Here is a 19,580-nt window from a genome sequence, read left to right as displayed (position 1 = left end):
GTTAGTCAGATATATCTAAGACACGCGATACTCATGCTACGTTGAGCAGACTCTCCGGTGCGACGGCCTCGTAACCCAGGGCTTCAGCAACCGGTTTGTTGGTCACTCTGCCTTTGTGAACGTTGAGGCCGTTGCGCAGATGCCGGTCTTCGGCGATCGCCCGCAGTCCGCGGTCGGCAAGGGCAAGCCCGTGCTGCAGGGTCGCGTTGTTCAAGGCATGCGCCGAGGTGACGGGCACGGCGCCCGGCATGTTCGCAACGCAATAGTGGACGATGCCATCGACCTCGTAGGTCGGCTCCGAATGGGTCGTCGCATGCGAAGTCTCGAAGCAGCCGCCCTGGTCGATCGCAACATCGACCATGACCGCACCCTGCTTCATGCCGGAGAGCATTTCGCGGCTGACGAGTTTTGGTGCCGCGGCGCCGGGGATAAGCACCGCGCCGATAACCATGTCTGCCGAAAAGACTTCTTCCTCCACCGCATCGATCGTCGAATAGCGGGTGTGGACGCGGCCGTTGAAGATATCGTCGAGCTGGCGAAGCCTCGGCAGCGAGCGATCGATGATCGAGACATCGGCGCCAAGGCCTGCGGCCATCCTTGCGGCATGCAGGCCGACGACGCCGCCGCCGATGACGGCGACCTTGGCCGGCAATACGCCCGGTACGCCGCCAAGAAGGATGCCGCGGCCACCATGGGCCTTCTGCAGCGCGGTCGCGCCCGCCTGGATCGCCAGTCGTCCTGCGACTTCCGACATCGGCGCCAGCAGCGGAAGGCCGCCGCGCTCGTCGGTCACCGTCTCGTAAGCGACGGCCGTCACACCGGAGGCGAGCAGACCTTTGGTCTGTTCCGGATCGGGAGCGAGATGGAGATAGGTATAGAGGATCTGGCCGTCGCGGAGCTGCACCCATTCCGTCGGCTGGGGCTCCTTGACCTTCACGACCATGTCGGACTTTTCGAAGATCTCTTTTGCCGTGCCGACGATCTTGGCACCGGCTGCGATATAGGAGGCATCGTCCGCGCCAATGCCAGCGCCCGCCTTGGTTTCAATGAAGACTTCATGTCCATGGGCCACGTATTCGCGCACCGCGCCGGGCGTCAGGCCCACACGATATTCATGGTTTTTGATTTCCTTCGGGCACCCGACACGCATGCAGCGTTCCTCTCTGTTGGCGGCTTTCGCCTGTTAATGTTCCCAGTTCGAGAGCAAACCAGAGAATCTGCGGAATGTCCTTGCGAAGACGAATTGCGCAAGAGCAGTTTTTCGGAGATTATTGCGAAATAGAGGAAAATTTCGAAGGATCTTCGAATGGGTGCATTGGATGCCATTGATCTTGCGATAATGCGGACTCTTCAGGAGAACGGCCGCATATCCAATGCGGAACTTGCGGAGCGGGTTGGCCTGTCACCATCGGCGTGCTCACGGCGGCTCGACATGCTCGAAAAGAGCGGCACCATCAGCGGCTACCATGCGCGTCTCTCGAACAAGGCGCTCGAGTACAAGATGATGGTGATCGTCCACATCTCGCTATCCGGCCAGTTCGCCAAGACGCTCACCGAGTTCGAATCGGCGGTCAGGCTCTGCCCCAATGTGCTCGTCTGCTACCTGATGTCCGGCGAATACGATTATATCCTGAGGGTCGCGGCAAAAGACCTCGAAGACTACGAGCGCATTCACCGCGACTGGCTGTCGGCGCTCCCTCATGTGGTGAAGATCAATTCAAGCTTTGCGCTGCGCGAGATCATCGACCGCCCCAATGTGGGACTCTGAGCCCCGTTCGGTCGACTTTTACGATTCTGCCTAAACCGACCTCAACTTTTCTCTGCTATTCCGCCTGCAAGGGATAACCAATTGGGGATGTCATGCTCAGCAAGACCATCGGAATGAAGACCCGCAGCGCCGCACGCCAGAAGACCCGCATCTTCGGCACCGTGAAATATTACAATCAGGAGGCCAAGGGGCGGGTCGTCGATCTTTCCGCGACCGGCATGGCGCTCGATCTCGGCGGGCCGTTCCATGCAGCCAATGGCAGCACGGTCAAGATCGAGAGCGAGGAGCTCGGCATCCTCGAAGGCATCGTGAAATGGAATCACCGGGGCCGGCTCGGCATCCAGTTCCGGCCGAACTCGAATGCCGTCGCTCAAATCTCTTCCTATTTCCGCTTCTTCCACAGAGAGGTGAAACCGGTCATCAGCCGGTGACAACCGACACGCAAATGGCATAGCCCGCTCTGCCGCCAATGATGCGTTTCCCCCTGTCATTTTACTGATGCAAGCGCGTGCGATTTCGCTAATCTGGTTTCAGTCAAAAAACCAGAGGGAGATGTCCATGTCGTTTTTAGCCGGCTTTCAACCCGTGACCCGCCGCTCGCTTCTTGGCGGCATCGCCGCGTCGTCGGCGCTCGTGATGCTGCATCCGTTCGCCGCCCGCGCGGCGGGCAACCAGGCGCATTTGCGCATCATGGAAACGACCGACATCCACGTCCACGTCTTCCCTTATGACTACTATGGCGACAAGCCGAACGACACGATGGGCCTTGCCCGCACCGCTTCCATTATCGACGCGATCCGTGCCGAGGCCGGGAACTCCATGCTCATCGACAACGGCGATTTCCTGCAGGGCAATCCGATGGGCGACTACATCGCCTACGAGCGCGGCATGAAGGAAGGCGACAAGCATCCGGTCGTCAAGGCGATGAACGTGCTCGGCTACGATGCCGGCACGCTCGGCAATCACGAATTCAACTACGGCCTGGACTTCATGTTCAAGGTGCTCGCCGGCGCCGGCTTCCCTTATGTCTGCGCCAACCTGACCAAAGGCCAGCTCGCCTCCGACCCGAAGAAGGACGAGCTTTTCCTGAAACCCTATGTGATCGTCGAAAAGCAGATCCGTGACGGGTCGGGCGCCACGAGCCCGATCAAGGTCGGCTTCATCGGCTTCGTACCGCCGCAGATCATGGTCTGGGACGCCAAGAACCTCGAAGGCAAGGCACAGACGCGCGATATCGTGGATGCCGCCAAGGCCTGGGTGCCGGTCATGAAGGAAGAAGGCGCCGATATCGTCATCGCGCTCTCCCACTCCGGCATCGACGGCACCGGCCAGAGCGAACGCATGGAAAACGCGTCCCTCTATCTCGCCGGCGTTCAGGGCATCGATGCGGTCTTCACCGGCCACCAGCATCTCGTCTTCCCCGGTCCGAAGGATTTCGAAGGCATTGCCGGCGCCGATGCCAAAAAGGGCACGCTGATGGGCAAGCCAGCGGTCATGGGCGGCTTCTGGGGCTCGCATCTGGGCTTGATCGACCTCTTGCTGGAGAAAGACGGCAAGAACTGGAAGATCGTCGATTCCACCTCCGAAGCCCGGCCGATCTACCATCGTGACGAAAACCGCAAGATCGTCGCCGACGCCAAGGACAAGCCGGAGGTCACCGCCGCCGTCAAGGAAGAGCATGAGGCGACGCTCGCCTATATCCGCCGCCCGGTCGGCAAGACTTCTGCGCCTCTCTATTCCTATTTCGCGCTGGTCGCCGACGATCCGTCCATCCAGATCGTCTCCAACGCCCAGACCTGGTACATCAAGGACATGCTGAAGGACGGCCAGTACAAGGATCTTCCGGTTCTTTCGGCAGCAGCGCCTTTCAAGGCCGGCGGCCGCGGCGGCGCGGAATATTTCACCGACGTGCCGGCAGGCGATATCGCCATCAAGAACGTTGCCGACCTCTATCTCTATCCCAATACTGTCCAGGCGGTGGTGATATCGGGCGAGCAGGTCAAGAACTGGCTGGAAATGTCGGCCGGCATGTTCAACCAGGTTTCGGCCGGCTCCAAGGACGCGCCGCTGCTCAACGACAGCTTCCCGTCCTACAACTACGACGTCATCGACGGCGTGACCTACCAGATCGACCTGTCGCAGCCGACCCGTTTCGATAAGGACGGCAAGCTCGTGAACCCGAATGCCAATCGCATCGTCGATCTCAAGTTCGACGGCAAGCCGATCGATCCGGCCCAGAAGTTCGTCGTCGCGACCAACAACTATCGTGCGGGCGGCGGCGGCAAGTTCCCGGAGATCGCCGGCGACAAGGTGATCTTCGTGGCCCCGGACACCAACCGCGACGTGATCGTCCGCTATATCATCGAGCAGGGGACGATCAATCCGTCTGCCGATGCCAACTGGTCGTTCAAGCCGCTGCCGGGCACATCGGCGATCTTCGAGACCGGCCCCAAGGCCCGCCAGTTTGCCTCAGCGGTCAAGGGCGCCAAGATCGAGGACGCTGGCGACGGTGCGAACGGCTTCGCCAAGTTCCGGCTGGTGCTGTAAGCGCCGAAGAAACGGCACGCCTTTCACGAAAGCAAGACGGCAGCCCCAGGGCTGCCGTCTTGCTTGGCAAGCATGTCTCCGGAGAGTGACAAGAACGAATGCCCAGGTTTTCCTTCCAGCAGGTCGATGTCTTTTCCAGCCGGCCCCTACGCGGCAATCCGCTCGCCGTGGTCGCCGCTGCCGACACCCTTACCGAAGCTCAGATGCAGGCCTTCGCCAACTGGACCAACCTCAGCGAAACGACCTTTCTGCTCACGCCGCGCGATCCGAAAGCGCATTATCGGGTCCGTATCTTCACGCCGAAACAGGAATTGCCCTTTGCCGGCCACCCGACGCTCGGCAGCTGCCATGTCTGGCTTTCCCAGTCCGGCGAGGTGGAAACCGACGAGGTCGTGCAGGAATGCGAAGCGGGGCTGATCCGCATCCGTCGCGACGGCAAACAACTCTCCTTCGTTGCGCCGCCGTTGAGGCGCAGCGGGCCGGTCGAGCCGGAGATCATCGAACGGGTTGCCCGCGGGCTCGGCATTGCGCAGACAGCTATCAAGGCGACGAGCTGGGTCGACAACGGTCCGGGCTGGATGGGCGTACTTCTGAACTCCCGCCGGGACGTGCTGGCGGTGCAGCCTGACTTTGCGATACTCGCCGGGCTTCGGGTCGGTCTCGTCGGTCCTTTCGACGCTGCACAGGACGGCACGGAGGCTCAATTCGAGGTCCGCGCCTTCACGGCCGCCGGGTTCGAGGATCCCGTCACCGGCAGCCTCAATGCCGGACTTGCCCAATGGCTGATTGGCAGCGGCATTGCACCGTCACGGTATATCGCAGCCCAAGGCACCGCGCTTGGACGCGCGGGACGCGTGCATGTGGTTCAGGCCGGCGCGGACATCTGGATCGGCGGGGAAGTCGCCAGTTGCATCGAGGGCACGGTCACTCTCTGACGCAACCGGCGGCTTTGCTTTTCAGGCCGCCTCGGCCCTTTGCCCGACCCGGGACAGCAACAGTTTCAACTCCGGCGGCGGCTTCCGCTCGATCCGGCGATATTCGCGGCCGTCCCGCGTCCGCTGCACCAGGCCGGAATCGAAGAGATCGCGGCGCAGGAGCGCAGCGTCGCCGAAGAGATGCAAACCGTTGAGGAGTTCGCTGATCTGACGCTCGGTGAAGTCCTGACCGGCCGGTATCTTCGACCACAGGAACCAGAGGCAGATCTCCTGCTGCCCTCGCCTTCCCGGCCAGCGGACCAGCCGGCCTTCGTCATCGAAATGCCGCGCGGTCTTCAACACCCGGTCTTCATCGGCTGCAGGCTCGTCATCCAATGTCGGGCGCCAATGTTCAATGACATCAGCCATCTGCGCAACCGTGCGAAAATGCTGATAGTTGCGGAAACCGGCGGCACGGCTCAGGAGGTTGAGCATCTCCACATGGCTCGGCTTGCGATCAAGCTCGCCGATCTGCTCGCGGATGGATTTGGCAAAGGCCGAAAGGTCGGCGATTTGCATCGGAAAGATGGATCTCGGCATGTCTTATCCTTAAACGTGCCGTCTCTTGAAAAGCTGTCACTGGTCGCCGGCTTGTCGACTTCGGCACGGGATAAGTGCTGATCATCTCTGATGTTGGCAGGTTTAGCTTTCCTTGCGGAACGGCAACGCCTCGGTGAACTGCAGACCGTGACGCCGTTATAGCAGAGCCTGAAACCCCGTCAATTCGGCCACACCCGCCGGCCCAACCCGCCTCTTCGCCGGCGCAACATTTGCTGATAGAATCTTCGGAAACCGCATGGGAGGGAGCACCGTTGATGCTGGAACAGGTAAAGACGGCGGTGGGCTACGGAGAGGAACCGGGGCTGCGTTTTGCAGTCATGCTCGATGGGCGCGGCGGCTGCAGGACGCTGAATATCGCTCAGGCCTGTACCTGGAAACCGGGTGACGGCCTGGTGTGGCTGCATTTCGAACGCGATCATCCTGCGGCGGCGGAATGGGTGAATACCAAAGGCGATTTCGACCTGCTGGTGGCCGAGGCGCTTCTTGCGGAAGATTCCCGCCCGCGCGTGGAGCCGGTGGACGACGGCCTGCTGATCATCCTGCGCGGGGTCTGTGCCGCTCCTCCGGAAGAAGCCCGCGAGCCCACTCCGGAGATCGACCTCGTGCCGCTGCATATCTGGGTCGACGAACACCGGCTGGTGACATTGCGCGACAGCGGCCATTACATCACAGCCTTGCGCGACATCCGCCAAGCGCTTGAAAAAGGCAAAGGGCCGCGGCAGGCGGGCGAGCTTCTCGCACTCGTCAGCGACAAGCTGGTTCGCGACCTGGAACCCGTGCTGGACGGTATGGATGAGGAGGTCGACGAACTCGACGATCTGATCTTCCAAGGCGAAGCGAGCGAAGTCCGTCAAAGGCTGAAGCTGTTGCGTCGCCGCTCCGTGCAGCTACGCCGCTATCTGGCGCCGCAACGGGATGCACTCAACCGCATAGAACACGACGATGCACCCTGGCTTACGGAACGTGACAAGCTCCGCTTCCGCGAGGTGATCGACAAGCTGATGCGGTTCATCGAATATCTCGATGCGATCCGTGACCGCACCAGCATTCTTCATGACGACCTGTCGACCGTCATCGGGGAGCGGATCGCGCGCAGTTCCAACCGGCTCGCAGCACTGGCAGCACTTCTGCTTCCGCCCAGCGTCGTTGCGGGCCTCTTCGGCATGAATGTCGGAGGTATTCCCGGCGTTGACGAAGCCTGGGCATTCCTGATCATCGTCGTTTTCATTGCAGCCATCTCTGCGGGCACGCTGTGGATACTCAAGCGCATCGAGTGGCTTTGAATCTGCGAAAGACTTGAGATCCGATCTCCGGTCAGCCTGGCTCGCGACTTATTCCGCCGCTTCGCGGACCTCATGGGGCGCGTCCAGCCCCAGCTTTTCCGCAAACTCCTCGTGACTGGGGCAGGAGGAAAGCCGACGGTGGAAGGCGTCGATCAACCACTGACCTGCGGGACCAGGCGGACGGGAGGTTTTTCGCATGGCATAGAGCGGATATTCTCCCTGCTCGTATGCATCGAGCTTCAGCGCTACGAGTTTGCCGTCCATGATATCCTTGGCAGCAACCGAGGCCGGCAAACCGCCCCAGCCGAGACCTCCCCTGATGAGCTGATGTTTCGTCGCGATATCGCTGACCCGCCAGATCTTGTAGGAAAGCACATTGAAGTCGCGGCCTTTGGTCAGTTCCGACGCGTCGGTGACGACCAACTGCACTTCTTCGCGCACATCGGAGAGCGTCAGCGGCCGGTTCAGCCTTACCAGCGGATGATCCGACGACGCGACCGGGATCAGGAAGGAATAGCCGATCTTTTCTGCAACGATCGTGTCGTCCTGCTTGAGAAGCGCCCCACCCAGCCCGATATCGGCGCGACCGCTCATCACCATATCCATCACCATGCCGAGCTCGCCGACATTCAGGTTGAGGGCGACGCTCGGAAACCGCTCACGGAACTCGCGCAGCTCGTCCACCACCGCGTTTGAAGGCACCATGACGCTGATCGCCAGCGAGACCTCCGCTTCAAGCCCCTGCTTCATGCTCTTGGCGCGCGCCCGCATGACCTGAAGATCGGCCACGATGCGCCGTGCATCCGTGAGCATGGCTTTCCCGGCTTCCGTCAGCTTCGGCTGGCGGGCGCCACTCCGCTCGAAAAGCGGCATCTCCAGCTGAGCCTCCAGATTGGCGATCGTATAGCTCACCACCGATTGGGCGCGGTTCAGCGCCCGCGAGGCCGCCGAAAAGCTTCCAGTTTCGGCAACCGCCAAAAACACCTGCAACTGGTCCAGAGTAGGATTGGCATCCATGAGTCGTCATCCAAATCTTCGATAGATAGCTTCGATATTATCTCCGTTTTATCGATAGCCGTCCATGCCTATCTTCTGGGTCGAAAACGAGATCCACCTCGAAACAGACCTCCCAGAGCATAAGGAATGCCTCATGACCATTCTTCTCGTCACCTCAAGCCCGCGCGCCGAGTCGCTTTCCACCAAGATTGCCTCGGAGTTCGTTGAAAAGCTGCAGGCCCGCAAGCCGGACGCATCCGTCGTTCACCGCGACCTCGGCACCGATCCCATTCCGCACCTTGATATCGTCTCGACCGCAGCGATCCGCAAGGCCCCGCAGGACCGCACGCCCGAAGAAGCCGCCGCTGCCGATTACTCCGACAAGCTCGTCGAGGAACTGCTTGCCGCTGATACCGTCGTGCTCGCCACCGGTCTCATCAACTTCAACATCTACTCGACGCTGAAATCCTGGATCGACAACGTTGCCCGCGCCGGCCAGACCTTCCGTTATACGGAAAGCGGCCCGATCGGGCTCGCAACCGGCAAGAAGGTCTATATCGTCCTGTCCGCCGCCGGGGTCTATTCCGAAGGTCCTGCGGTCGGCATGAATCATGCCGTACCCTATCTGAAGACCGTCCTGGGCTTCCTCGGCATGACCGACGTCGAAGTGATCTATGTGGAAGGTACGGCCTTCGGCCCGGAAGCCTTCGACAAAGCCATTTCCGACGCTACGGCAAAGACCTCCGAACTCGCTCTCGCCGCTTAAGCTCCCGTCACTACCCCTGACGGCGCAAGTCTGCCAAGACGGCCGTGAACATTGTTCCGGCCGTCATTTTTTGCCCGATAAAGCCGCTCGTCCGCGCAGGACAGGAGCGCCTCAAGGATGAAGCCGTCTTCCGGCGCGGTGGCAACACCGAAAGATGCAGTTACCGGCTGCCCATCCGGCCGCTTCACCGTCCGGCCGATTTCGATACGCAGGCGTTCGGCAAGCACCAGGGCGCCGCTGTGGTCGGTATCGGGAAGGATCAGCACGAATTCTTCGCCTCCGAAGCGCGACAGATGATCGGTCGGCCGCGAGCCGATCTGCAACCGGCCCGCCACTTCCTTCAGAATTTCGTCGCCCTTCAGATGGCCGAAGCGGTCATTCACGTCCTTGAACCTGTCAACGTCGACAATCACGAGGCTCAGCGCTCGACCGGCGTCGAGGCAGTTGCGGATCAGCCGCGGTGCATCCGCCTCCAAGCGGCCGCGGTCCAGGACGCCGGTCAATCCGTCAACGCCGCTCTTGGCGAGCAGCGCCTGGTAACGTTCGCGGAAGGTCAGATCGTTGAAGATGTCGGAGATCTCCCGGGTTGCCCGAGCCGGCCGGGGTATCTGGTCGATCTTGAGGTAGATCGCAAAAAGCAGCGAATAGACGACCACCGCAATGAGCTTGGCATACCAGCCTCCCAGAAGGACGGAGAGCGGCGCATCGAAAAGCATGTGGAGGGCGGCATAGAATCCGAATTGGTCAAACGTCAGCAGGGCTGCACCGCTGATTGCGAACCTCAGGACAACGTAGTTGCGGAGGAACCGTCCCAGCCGCTCGTAAAGCAGGATGATGCCGATGGCGTCGAGATAAAGCAGGCCGGTGCCCCAGACCATCAACCAGCCCATCTCGTTTAAAAAGCCGACGTCGACCGATCGGCCGGCAGGCAGGGTCGTGACGTCATGGAGCTGCACAAACTGGGCAATGCCGACCGTCAGGAGATTGCCGAGAAAAAGCCCGTATATCGGCTGGCGCACGATCGCCGCATCCTCCTTCAGATAAAGGAGCAGGATCATCATCAGCTTGCCGGCAAAGAAGACCGAAGAGCCCGGCGAAACCGTGCCGAAGGGAAGCTCGACATAGAAGACCGCCGCGAGATAGGTCTCCATGAAATGCATGACGCCGAGCGCCGTCAGAAACACGCCGAGGCCGAGCGGACGCCGATAATGAAGGAAGGCGGTCATCAAGGTGAAGTAGATGACCGCTTCCGCCAGGAATAATGCCAGATTGAAAACTTGCATATTCGACCTGTATTAACCTCTGCAGATTTCAAGCCGTTGCAACGGCTGCTTTTCCCGTGTCCGCTGCCCGGTGCGAATCAGGCGGCTGCGCATGATGAAGCAACAAAGGCTGAAACGTTTCAGTCTCAAAAGCCCCGAAATCCTTGATCTCAGGTAGCTTCCTCGGCATGTTGCGCAGCTGGACAGCAACGGCCGGGTCGATTTCCCGCGCGATGGCATCCAGACTTGCGGGCCTGCCGAGAAGATAGCCCTGCAGTTCGTCGCAGCCGGCGTGAGCCAGGAAGAGCGCCTCTTCCATCGTCTCTACGCCTTCCGCGACGATCTTCATCCCGAGTCCCGCGCCCAGATCGATGATGGTGCGTACGATGACCTGGGCATTGGAAACGACCGCCAGATTGCTGACGAAGCTGCGGTCGATCTTGATCGTATCGAAAGGATACCGGCTAAGATAGCTGAGAGACGAATAACCGGTGCCGAAATCGTCGAGCGCGATATGGAAGCCAATGTGCTTCAGGTCGTTGAGGATCTGGACGGCGCGCCTGTCGTCCTCGATGAGGACGCTTTCGGTGATCTCAAGCTCGATGCGCCGCGGATCGGCTCCGGTCCTGTGCAGAAGCGCAGTAAGATCCGTGACGAAATCGGCATGACGGAATTGCAACGGGCTGACGTTCACGCTGATATGGCCCTCGACGTGGTCGAGCAACCGGCAGGCTTCGGCGAGCACCCACTCGCCCAACCGGATGATCTTGCCCGAAGCCTCGGCGACCGGGATGAAGTCACCGGGGCTGATCATGCCCCGTCCGGGGTGATGCCAGCGCAGCAGCGCCTCATAGCCCGTGATTTCGCCTGATCCCGCCTGGACACGCGGCTGCAGATAGAGTTCGAACTCGCCCTGCTGCAGGGCAAGATCGAGGTCCGCCTCCAGCGCGCGCCGCTTTTCGATCAGCTCGTTCATGCCGGGCTTGAAGACGTGGCATGCATTCCGGCCGGCATTCTTCGCGTGGTAGAGCGCGACGTCTGCGCAACCGATCAGGGCATCCGTATCCCGTGCGTGCTCCGGGCAGAGCGCACATCCGATGCTGACGCTGATATTGACCTCTTCCCCGTAGCCGATGTCGACAGGGGCAGCCATCGCGGCAAGCAGCTGATTGCCGAACCGTTCCATCCGGCTTTCGGTCGGCACGTCCGTTAGGATGACCGCGAATTCGTCGCCGCCCAAGCGAGCGACGATGGCTTCCGGCCCGGCTTGGTTGGAAAGACGCGCTGCCGTTTCGCGAATGACGGCGTCCCCCGCCTGATGCCCATGAATGTCGTTGATGTCCTTGAAACGGTCGATATCGACCATCAAGACGGCACAACCGGCTCCCTCGCCCGCCTGCCCTACCAGATCGGCAAGCCGTTCCGAGAAAAGCACGCGATTGGGCAACCCGGTCAGCGGATCATGGAGCGCCAGATGGCGCATGCGCTTCTCGGCTTCTTTCCGTTCGCGCAGGTCGACGAGGCAGCCGACACGTACCATTTCTCCGCGATAGCGCATGTAACGCCCACGCGCCTGAACCGGTATCTCCTCGCCGCTTGCGAGCTTCAGCCGGATTTCGTAGGAGCGCCCGTCATCCTTCTCCATCATCATCTGGATGAGGCGCCTGTCGCCCTCGTTCAGGAAATCAAAGATCGGTCGGCCAATCAGGTCCTCGATTGGTGAGCCGACAAGCTTGGCGAGCTGGTCGTTGCCGTCGACGATGAGACCGTCCCTGTGCATCACGATCGCCTCGAAGGTCGCGTTGGCGATTGCGGCGACGCGCTCGGCCTCCTCGTGGTCCCGCTTGAGCCGGATCAGCTCGCCGCGATTGCGCTCCTCTTCCTCCATGTTGTCCATAAGCCTGTTGAAGAGGCCCGTCAGCTTTTCCGCCTCGTCGCCTTTCATCACCGGCAGGCGCTTGGCAAGGTCGGCATTTCCCCCGAGAAGGTCGGTGATCGCCTCCTCCACATGCCCCACGCCCAGGCGAGTGGCATGTTCGGCAATGTTGAGGCCGTCCTCCTCATTCGTTCTGCTGACACGGATGCGCATCAAGCGATCAGCAAGCCAGAAGAAGGCGTAGCCGATCCCGAACGACCAGTAGAAGTTCAGGCCGACGCCGACGAGTTGCACGTGGAGTTGCGCCAGCCTGCTTCCGGCCGGCAACTGATCCACCGGGGCCAGAAGCGCAAGAAGCAGCGTCCCGGCGACACCGGCAAAGGCATGGACGCCGATCGCCCCGACGGCGTCATCGATCTTGAGCCTGGTCTCGATAAAGGCATTGCCGAGGATTGCGACCGCGCCGCCCGCCGCGCCGATCATCAGGGCGCCTGCGGGATCGAGAATGTGGCAGCCCGCGGTCACCGCCACCAGCCCGCCGAGCATGCCGGAATTGGACTTTTCCGGCAAAATGACCCCGTCCTGATAAAAGCCGATGACATATCCGACGCAGGCTCCCATTGCGCCTGCCAGTATCGTGTTCATGATGATCGGTGCGACATCTTGCGAAGCCGCAAGGGTCGAGCCGCCATTGAAGCCGATCCAACCGATGAAGAGCAGCAAGGCACCGGTCGTGGACAGGACCGGGCTGTGGCCGGCGATGCGGGTCACGGAGCCATCGGCATTGAACTTGCCGATCCGCGGGCCGATCACCATGCAGGCGGCGAGCGCCACCCAGCCGCCGGTCGAGTGCACGACGGTGGAACCGGCAAAATCGACGAAACCCATTTCGCGCAGAAAGGCGGAGGGATTGGGAAAGAGCGCCGCGCCCCAGGCCCAGTGGACGAAGACCGGATAGATCAGGCCCGACATCAGAAGCGAGCCGAAGACATACGCCGAAAGCTTCATCCGTTCCGCAACCGCGCCCGAGACGATCGTGGCCGCGGTGCCGCAGAACATGACCTGGAAGACGAAGAAGGCCGCCTGCCCGGGATCGACCTCGCGCAGGAAATAGAACTCGCTCTGCATGCCGAAGACAAAGCCGTCCGAGCGCCCGAAAGCGATCATGAAGCCGACGGCGGCGAATGCGACGACGCCGAAGACGAAATCAAGGAGGTTCTTCTGCGCGACGTTGATCGAATTTTTCGACCGGACCATGCCGGCTTCGAGCAGAAGGAAGCCCACCTGCATCATCATGACCAGGGCGGCGGCGACCAGAAGCCAGGTAAGGTCCAGCGGAGTTGCCTGCGATATTCCATCATCGCCAAAGCCGATGCTTGGAGAAAGGCAGGCAAAAAGCCCGCAACTGCCGATACGCATCAAATATGAACGGTGAAACCGCATCAAAAACGACCGCAGAAAAGACAATCTGAACAGACGTCCTGTCTACCGCCAATCGTTTAATTTTACGTGATTACGTATCCGCTATTCGTGTAGCCGAATGCTATCAGGCCGAGCGGGATTTCTCGCCATCGGCGAACAGAGACGGACCGTTCTGGTCTATGATCTGCTGTGCCTTCTTGATCGTGTACTCGACGGCGTCATCCATCGAAGTAAACATATCGGCGCGAACGAACGTCCGCACCAGCACTTCGCCGCCCATGTCCTTTTCGATCCGTCCTGCCAACCTGAACTGCGAGCCTTCGCGGATCGGCGCAGGATAGATCATGCAACCGTTATGCTCCACCGGTTCGGCGGCGGGAGCGGACGGTTCAGCGGACTTTCCGCTACCGGAGAAGAGCGAGAGGATATTGGACAGAAACGAAGCCATGGCGGCTGCCTAGCACATTCCTCCGGCCGCCGGAAGCGGCCCATCTCGGAAATGTCGCAATCGAATCTGAACAAGGCTCACATCCACCGCATCGAGTCGGAGTGAGCTTCATGAAATGGAAAATCGTCGCTGCCGTGCCTCTCGCCATCGCCGCTGCGCTCTGGATCGGCAACACCTCGCTCTTTTCGAGCTTTCCGCAAGATGCTCCCCTGCGCATCATCGCCCATCGCGGCCAACATCAGCTTTTCGAATCGAGCAATCTGCAGAACGACACCTGCACGGCGAGCCTCATGCTGCCTCCTACCCATGAGTTTCTCGAAAACACCCTGCCGAGCATGAAGGCAGCCTTCAATGCCGGTGCCGACGTCGTGGAGCTCGACGTCCACCTGACGCCGGACAAGCAGTTCGCTGTCTTTCACGACTGGACGCTCGACTGCCGAACCAATGGCAAAGGCATCACCGAGCAGACCCCGATGAGCGTGCTGAAGACGCTCGACATCGGCTACGGCTACACTGCCGATGGCGGCAAGACATATCCGTTCCGTGGCAAGGGAGGCGGCCTGATGCCCACCCTTCCAGAAGTCTTCCAGACTTTTCCAGAGGGTCGCTTCCTCGTCAATTTCAAGAGCCGCCGCACCGAGGAAGGCGAGGCACTGGCGGGCCTGCTCGCATCGCAGCCCGCCTTTCGCCACGCCACCTTCGGCGTCTATGGCGGCAACGAACCGACCGAAAGGAGCATGGCGCTGGTGGCGCTGCCTGGCTATTCCGCCCGAACGGCCAAATCCTGCCTCGTCACCTATCTCGCCACCGGCTGGAGCGGCCATGTGCCGGAAGCCTGCCGCGGCGGCCTCGTGCCGGTGCCTGCCAACTTCGCCCCGCTACTCTGGGGCTGGCCGGAGCGCTTCTACAACCGCATGCGTGCCGCCGGTTCGGATGTCGTGCTCCTCGGGCCGCTCGATGCGGGCGACGCCGGCTCATCCGGCATCGACGACCGGGAGGCCTGGGACATGGTGCCGGATGGCTTCCCCGGCCTCGTCTGGACGAATGTCATCGAAAAGACGCGGGTCGAGGCAGACCGTCGAGGCTTCTGCGCCCTGCCCGCAAAGCCGAAAATCTGCGGAAAATAGATTTACCGCCGTTACAAAGCAGGCCTATCATTCCTCCGGCATGGAGGGTGCACCGGATGGGAAGGAGTTTTCCGGCATGGCAAATACTTGCTTGTGCCTTAGTCATCCTGACGATTGCATCCGGAGCTCTGCTGATGGTCGAACCGCGCATGCCCGCTGACGGCTTTCCGGTTTTTGATAGCGCCCGCCTCGGCAGCGATATCGATGCCTATCTGGCAACCGAGGAAAGCCGGTTCGGTGATCTTCGGCCAGGTGCTGCCAAACACGTCCAATGGGTCGATCCGGCAACGAAAGCGAAGACGCCTCTTGCCGTCGTCTATGTCCACGGCTTTTCAGCGTCGGCAGAAGAGGTCCGTCCCTTGCCCGACCGCGTCGCGGCAGCCGTGGGCGCCAACCTCTTCTTTACCCGGCTTGCAGGGCACGGGCGAAGCGGCGAGGCCATGGGCGAAGCGGCACTGGAACACTGGCTTTCGGACTTTTCCGAAGCATTGGCCATCGGCGAGGCAATCGGCGATCGGGTCATCGTCGTCGCCACTTCCACAGGTGCCTCGCTGGCCACTCTGGCACTTGCCGATCCGAAGATCGGCCCCCGAGTCGCGGCCGCAATCTTCCTGTCGCCGAATTATGGCGTCAACAGCCCGGGCGCCTTTCTGCTCACGACCCCGATCGCGCCGCAGCTGTCGCGATTGCTGCTCGGTCCCACTCGCAGCTTCACACCTCACAACGAAAAGCATGCGGCGCATTGGACGGTCAAATATCCGACGCACGCACTGCTGCCGATGGCTGCACTGGTGAAACTCTCGGTCAATGCTCCGATCGAGAAAATCAGGACGCCCGTCCTGTTCGTCCATTCATCGCTCGATCAGGTTATCCGGCCCGACAAGGTGCACGATATCGCCGGCCGCTGGGGCGGGCCGCATGAGATCGTCGACGTCGGCAGCACCGGCGATCCCGACAATCACGTGATCGCCGGGGATATTCTCTCACCGGCAACGACCGTACCGATTGCCGAGCGGATCATCGCCTGGCTGAAACATAGCCTCGACGTCAGATGATGAGGCTCGCCAGAATGTCGTTCTCGGTTATGTCCTGATAGCCCATGCCGGCTGCCTCGAACCGCTCGACCAGCTGGCTGAAATTCTCCGGTCTCGTCGTTTCGATGCCGATCAGGATGGAGCCGAAATTGCGGGCGGACTTCTTCAGGTATTCAAAGCGGGCAATATCGTCCTCCGGACCGAGAAGGTTGAGGAAATCCCGCAGGGCCCCCGGGCGCTGGGCGAGCCTCAGGACAAAGTATTTCTTCCGGCCGGAATGGCGCATGGCCCGTTCCTTGACGTCGGGCAAGCGCTCGAAATCGAAATTGCCGCCAGATACGACGCAGATCACCGTCTTGCCGGCCAGCGTCTCGCACCCCAGCACCTCCAGAGCGGTGATCGACAGGGCACCGGCGGGTTCGAGGACGACGCCCTCGACATTCAGCATATCGGTGATGGTGACACAGATCGCATTTTCCGGCAGGAGCAGCACCTGATCGGGTGAAAAATGCTTCAGCGCTTCGAAGTTCAGATCACCGATCCGGGCAACCGCCGCGCCGTCGACAAAATTGTCGAGCTTGGCAAGCGTGATGGGCTGGCCTGCCTCGAGGCTCCGTTTCAGGCTTGGCGCTCCTGCAGGTTCGGTGAAGACGAAACTTTCCGGCGTGGTGCGGTCGGCAAGATAGCCGGTCACGCCGGAAGACAGCCCGCCGCCGCCAACCGGCAGGACGATAAGATCGGCCGTCACGCCCTCCGGCAGTTGCTCGACAATCTCGGAGGCGACCGTCGCTTGCCCTTCGATGATGTCGGCATCGTCGAAGGGAGGCACCATCACCCCGGCAGTTTCTTCCACATACGCACGCGCCGCCGCATAGCACTGGTCGAAGATATCGCCGATCAGGCGGATGGTGATGAACTCGCCGCCGAACATGCGGGTCTTGTCGATCTTCTGCTGTGGCGTCGTCACCGGCATAAAAACCACGCCGGGAACATTGAAATGACGGCAGACGAATGCAAATCCCTGCGCATGATTGCCTGCAGACGCACAGACGAACGTCTTGTCGCTCGCCCCGGCCGCGATGGCCTTTCGGAGGAAGTTGAAGGCGCCGCGGATCTTGTAGGACCGGACCGGCGACAGATCCTCGCGCTTCAGCCAGATGTCGGCGCCGTAGCGCCGGCTCAGATGTTCGTTCAGTTGCAGCGGCGTTTCGGGAAAGATCGCCCGCATCGCCGCCTTGGCCTCGTCCACACCCGCTTTCGTCACACCTGCCTTGGTCACATCGGCCATCCATTGAAATTCGAGATCGGCCTCGCTATGCCATAGGCTTACGGCTGTGACAAAGCATCTTTCCGTGGCTCCGAAAACAGGGACAACCCTTTCTTGAACGCCAGTCTTTTCCGGTCCGTCATCTATGTCACCGCGCTTAGTGCGCTCTATCTGTCGATCGCCATGTTCCTGCCTGCGCTGGTCGATCTCTATTACGGTCACAGCGACTGGCAGGTCTTCGCGATGTCGGGCTTCATGGTCGGCGGTCTTGCGGCTGCGGCAGCGCTCGCCACCCGAGGCCCTCCACCGGCCTTCACCAAACGGCTGGGCTTCCTGCTGGTCAACGTCCTGTGGGTGATGTTTTCGCTGGTGGGGGCGATCCCGCTTTTCCTGGCGGAGCATGAACTTTCGTTCGCCCAGGCGATCTTCGAATCCATATCCGGCATTACCACCACGGGTTCGACGGCGATCGTCGGGCTCGACGACCTACCTCCCGGGATCCTGCTCTGGCGGTCGCTACTCACCTGGCTCGGCGGCATCGGGATCGTCGGCCTCGGCCTTTTCGTCCTGCCCTTCCTGAGGGTCGGCGGCGCTTCGATCTTCAAACTGGAGTCCTCGGAGACGAACGACAAGCCGTTTGCGCGGCTGGCGAGTTTCACGCGCGCCTTTCTGATCGTCTACGTGCTCCTGACCCTCGTCTGCGCTATCGGATACGACATGGCGGGGATGACGCATTTCGATGCGCTGAACCATGCCATGTCGACGATCGCGACCGCAGGCTTTTCAACCCATGACCTGTCCTTTGGCTATTACAAGGACAGCGAATCACTGCTCATCATCGGGACGATCTTTCTGACCATCTGCAGCCTTCCGTTTTCGGTCATCATCCTGCTCGCCGTAAGAGGTAGGCTGAACGCGGCGCGCGACCCGCAGATCCCGGTTTTTCTGGGCTATCTGGCAGGCATTTCCATTGCGGTCGCCGTCTATCACCACGTCAAAAACGGTGTCGAACTGGATTATGCCTTGATCCATGCCTTCTTCAACATAGCCTCCATTCTTTCAACGGGCGGCTTTGCGAGCGGCGACTATACGCTCTGGGGGCCGTTCGTCGTGGTGGTCGTTTTATTTGCAACGTTCATGGGCGGCTGTTCCGGCTCGACCGCCGGCGGCATCAAGGCCTATCGATTCGTCATCATGTTCAACGTTGCACGGGCGGGCTTGAACAAACTCATCTATCCGAATGCCATCTATCCGGTCCGCTACGGCTCGCTCACCGTGGACGCGGAGACCCAACGCGGCGTCTTCCTGTTCGTCAGCCTTTATATCTTTCTCTGGGTCGTCGGCAGCATCGGCATGACGCTGCTCGGTTACGACATCCTGACGGCCACCTCTTCGGTCATCACGGCGCTCTCGAATGTCGGCCCCGGCATCGGCCCGATCATCGGGCCCGTCGGCAATTTCTCCACCATCAGCGACCCTGCACTCTACCTTCTTTCTCTGATGATGCTGCTCGGCCGCCTGGAAATCCTGACGATGCTCGTCCTGCTCACGCCGGTGTTCTGGCGCCACTAAGCGGGAACGCGCAGGAAGCGGATAGGACCGCCCGGCTCGTCGTCGTCGAACACGGCACAAGAGAGCGAATCGCCGAACACGCAGCCGCTGTCGATATTCGTGCGGTTGCCGATGGTCGCCGGATTTCCGGGAAAGGGCGTGTGCCCATGGCAGAGATGCCGTCCCCAGAAATCGGAGCTGTAGTCGCTGGAATAGCGTTTCCAGATCAGCTCACGCTCGTGCTGCCCCTCGAGCGGCAGGGCCTCGTCGACACCGGCATGGACGAAGATACGATGTTCATCGATATGGATAACAGGCAGCTCGGCGCACCATCGGATCACCTCCTCCGGAACGACGCCGCCGAACGATTCCAGCGTTTCCCGCCCCCCGTTGTCGATCCAGAGCGCCCCATCGTCACCGCGGTGGTGATAGGCGCGAACCAGCATATCCTCGTGGTTGCCCTTCAGCGTGGTCCAGCGCCAGCCCGGCCTCCTCGGCCCGGCCATGACGAGATCGACCACCTTTTTGCTGTCCGGGCCACGGTCGATATAGTCGCCGATGAAAACCACATGTCCGGAGGATGCTTGTGCCTCGATATGGCCGAGCATCTCCTCAAGCTGCGCAAAGCAGCCATGAATATCGCCGATGGCAAAGGTGTAACCCAAGGCTCGCTCCCTGGAGCCGGATATAGAGGGCGA

17 protein-coding genes are annotated in these 19,580 nt (G+C 60.9%); 9 read left to right on the top strand and 8 right to left on the bottom strand.

Annotated elements, in window-relative coordinates; translation table 11 throughout:
- Positions 1-31: 31 nt before the first annotated feature.
- Positions 32-1,150 (bottom strand): alanine dehydrogenase, encoded by a 1,119-nt coding sequence (ald, locus tag C5L13_RS18285; protein WP_105384700.1) that lies wholly within the window; start codon positions 1,148-1,150, stop codon positions 32-34.
- A gap of 156 nt (positions 1,151-1,306) precedes the next feature.
- Here ald and C5L13_RS18280 point away from each other — a divergent pair, with 156 nt between their 5' ends.
- The 4 genes from C5L13_RS18280 to C5L13_RS18265 all read left to right on the top strand — a co-directional run bounded on the left by C5L13_RS18280 (position 1,307) and on the right by C5L13_RS18265 (position 5,250).
- A complete protein-coding gene (locus C5L13_RS18280) occupies positions 1,307-1,768 on the top strand; it encodes an Lrp/AsnC family transcriptional regulator (protein ID WP_105384699.1) in 462 nt (153 codons plus the stop codon).
- A gap of 92 nt (positions 1,769-1,860) precedes the next feature.
- Positions 1,861-2,199, top strand: a complete 339-nt coding sequence (locus C5L13_RS18275) for a PilZ domain-containing protein (RefSeq protein ID WP_245571338.1) — start codon at positions 1,861-1,863, stop codon at positions 2,197-2,199.
- A gap of 127 nt (positions 2,200-2,326) precedes the next feature.
- Entirely contained in the window at positions 2,327-4,315 is a 1,989-nt protein-coding gene (locus C5L13_RS18270; RefSeq protein WP_105384698.1) for a bifunctional 2',3'-cyclic-nucleotide 2'-phosphodiesterase/3'-nucleotidase, read from the top strand.
- 98 nt (positions 4,316-4,413) lie between these two features.
- Entirely contained in the window at positions 4,414-5,250 is an 837-nt protein-coding gene (locus C5L13_RS18265) for a PhzF family phenazine biosynthesis protein (protein WP_105384697.1), read from the top strand.
- Positions 5,251-5,271: 21 nt separating this feature from the next.
- Here C5L13_RS18265 and C5L13_RS18260 read toward each other — a convergent pair whose 3' ends face one another.
- A complete protein-coding gene (locus C5L13_RS18260; protein ID WP_105384696.1) occupies positions 5,272-5,829 on the bottom strand; it encodes a DUF2087 domain-containing protein in 558 nt (185 codons plus the stop codon).
- 275 nt (positions 5,830-6,104) lie between these two features.
- On the opposite strand from C5L13_RS18260, the gene C5L13_RS18255 reads away from it, so the two are divergent.
- A complete protein-coding gene (locus tag C5L13_RS18255; RefSeq protein ID WP_105384695.1) occupies positions 6,105-7,133 on the top strand; it encodes a CorA family divalent cation transporter in 1,029 nt (342 codons plus the stop codon).
- 48 nt (positions 7,134-7,181) lie between these two features.
- Here the strand turns inward: C5L13_RS18255 and C5L13_RS18250 are convergent, their stop codons facing one another.
- Complete coding sequence (locus tag C5L13_RS18250) at positions 7,182-8,150, bottom strand: LysR family transcriptional regulator (protein ID WP_105384694.1); 969 nt, start codon at positions 8,148-8,150, stop codon at positions 7,182-7,184.
- Between the two features lie 133 nt (positions 8,151-8,283).
- On the opposite strand from C5L13_RS18250, the gene C5L13_RS18245 reads away from it, so the two are divergent.
- On the top strand, positions 8,284-8,895 hold the full coding sequence (locus C5L13_RS18245; protein WP_245571337.1) for an FMN-dependent NADH-azoreductase: 612 nt from the start codon (positions 8,284-8,286) through the stop codon (positions 8,893-8,895).
- On the opposite strand, the gene C5L13_RS18240 is transcribed toward C5L13_RS18245, so the two are convergent.
- From C5L13_RS18240 to C5L13_RS18230, 3 genes are all read right to left on the bottom strand, one after another.
- Positions 8,892-10,178, bottom strand: coding sequence for a GGDEF domain-containing protein (locus C5L13_RS18240; protein ID WP_105384692.1), 1,287 nt, complete (start codon positions 10,176-10,178; stop codon positions 8,892-8,894). The two genes, C5L13_RS18245 and C5L13_RS18240, sit on opposite strands and share 4 nt — an antisense overlap.
- A gap of 28 nt (positions 10,179-10,206) precedes the next feature.
- Entirely contained in the window at positions 10,207-13,452 is a 3,246-nt protein-coding gene (amt, locus tag C5L13_RS18235; RefSeq protein ID WP_245571336.1) for an ammonium transporter, read from the bottom strand.
- A 127-nt stretch (positions 13,453-13,579) separates the two neighbouring features.
- Positions 13,580-13,903: an HlyU family transcriptional regulator gene (locus C5L13_RS18230; RefSeq protein WP_105384691.1), complete on the bottom strand. Its 324-nt coding sequence runs from the start codon at positions 13,901-13,903 to the stop codon at positions 13,580-13,582.
- 110 nt (positions 13,904-14,013) lie between these two features.
- On the opposite strand from C5L13_RS18230, the gene C5L13_RS18225 reads away from it, so the two are divergent.
- Together C5L13_RS18225 and C5L13_RS18220 are read left to right on the top strand one after the other, a co-directional pair.
- Positions 14,014-15,030: a glycerophosphodiester phosphodiesterase family protein gene (locus C5L13_RS18225; RefSeq protein ID WP_105384690.1), complete on the top strand. Its 1,017-nt coding sequence runs from the start codon at positions 14,014-14,016 to the stop codon at positions 15,028-15,030.
- Positions 15,031-15,164: 134 nt separating this feature from the next.
- Positions 15,165-16,085 carry an alpha/beta hydrolase gene (locus C5L13_RS18220; RefSeq protein WP_245571334.1) on the top strand — a complete coding sequence of 307 codons (921 nt, stop codon included), beginning with the start codon at positions 15,165-15,167 and terminating at the stop codon, positions 16,083-16,085.
- Here the strand turns inward: C5L13_RS18220 and ilvA are convergent.
- Positions 16,078-17,292: a threonine ammonia-lyase gene (gene ilvA / locus C5L13_RS18215; protein WP_407070446.1), complete on the bottom strand. Its 1,215-nt coding sequence runs from the start codon at positions 17,290-17,292 to the stop codon at positions 16,078-16,080. The two genes, C5L13_RS18220 and ilvA, sit on opposite strands and share 8 nt — an antisense overlap.
- A gap of 153 nt (positions 17,293-17,445) precedes the next feature.
- On the opposite strand from ilvA, the gene C5L13_RS18210 reads away from it, so the two are divergent.
- Positions 17,446-18,903 (top strand): TrkH family potassium uptake protein, encoded by a 1,458-nt coding sequence (locus C5L13_RS18210; RefSeq protein ID WP_105384687.1) that lies wholly within the window; start codon positions 17,446-17,448, stop codon positions 18,901-18,903.
- On the opposite strand, the gene C5L13_RS18205 is transcribed toward C5L13_RS18210, so the two are convergent.
- A complete protein-coding gene (locus tag C5L13_RS18205; RefSeq protein ID WP_105384686.1) occupies positions 18,900-19,547 on the bottom strand; it encodes a metallophosphoesterase family protein in 648 nt (215 codons plus the stop codon). The two genes, C5L13_RS18210 and C5L13_RS18205, sit on opposite strands and share 4 nt — an antisense overlap.
- Positions 19,548-19,580: the final 33 nt, after the last annotated feature.

It is taken from the genome of Neorhizobium alkalisoli (assembly GCF_002968635.1).
GTDB classification, from domain to species: domain Bacteria; phylum Pseudomonadota; class Alphaproteobacteria; order Rhizobiales; family Rhizobiaceae; genus Neorhizobium; species Neorhizobium alkalisoli.
The sequence above is the reverse complement of the archived record's forward strand: the minus strand, read 5'-3'. Positions and strand labels throughout refer to the sequence as shown.

Coding starts and splice junctions, on each gene's coding strand:
- ald (WP_105384700.1), bottom strand. CDS start 1,150: ATGCGTGTCGGGTGCCCGAAGGAAATCAAAAACCATGAATATCGTGTG.
- C5L13_RS18280 (WP_105384699.1), top strand. CDS start 1,307: ATGGGTGCATTGGATGCCATTGATCTTGCGATAATGCGGACTCTTCAG.
- C5L13_RS18275 (WP_245571338.1), top strand. CDS start 1,861: ATGCTCAGCAAGACCATCGGAATGAAGACCCGCAGCGCCGCACGCCAG.
- C5L13_RS18270 (WP_105384698.1), top strand. CDS start 2,327: ATGTCGTTTTTAGCCGGCTTTCAACCCGTGACCCGCCGCTCGCTTCTT.
- C5L13_RS18265 (WP_105384697.1), top strand. CDS start 4,414: ATGCCCAGGTTTTCCTTCCAGCAGGTCGATGTCTTTTCCAGCCGGCCC.
- C5L13_RS18260 (WP_105384696.1), bottom strand. CDS start 5,829: ATGCCGAGATCCATCTTTCCGATGCAAATCGCCGACCTTTCGGCCTTT.
- C5L13_RS18255 (WP_105384695.1), top strand. CDS start 6,105: ATGCTGGAACAGGTAAAGACGGCGGTGGGCTACGGAGAGGAACCGGGG.
- C5L13_RS18250 (WP_105384694.1), bottom strand. CDS start 8,150: ATGGATGCCAATCCTACTCTGGACCAGTTGCAGGTGTTTTTGGCGGTT.
- C5L13_RS18245 (WP_245571337.1), top strand. CDS start 8,284: ATGACCATTCTTCTCGTCACCTCAAGCCCGCGCGCCGAGTCGCTTTCC.
- C5L13_RS18240 (WP_105384692.1), bottom strand. CDS start 10,178: ATGCAAGTTTTCAATCTGGCATTATTCCTGGCGGAAGCGGTCATCTAC.
- amt (WP_245571336.1), bottom strand. CDS start 13,452: ATGCGTATCGGCAGTTGCGGGCTTTTTGCCTGCCTTTCTCCAAGCATC.
- C5L13_RS18230 (WP_105384691.1), bottom strand. CDS start 13,903: ATGGCTTCGTTTCTGTCCAATATCCTCTCGCTCTTCTCCGGTAGCGGA.
- C5L13_RS18225 (WP_105384690.1), top strand. CDS start 14,014: ATGAAATGGAAAATCGTCGCTGCCGTGCCTCTCGCCATCGCCGCTGCG.
- C5L13_RS18220 (WP_245571334.1), top strand. CDS start 15,165: ATGGTCGAACCGCGCATGCCCGCTGACGGCTTTCCGGTTTTTGATAGC.
- ilvA (WP_407070446.1), bottom strand. CDS start 17,292: ATGCGGGCGATCTTTCCCGAAACGCCGCTGCAACTGAACGAACATCTG.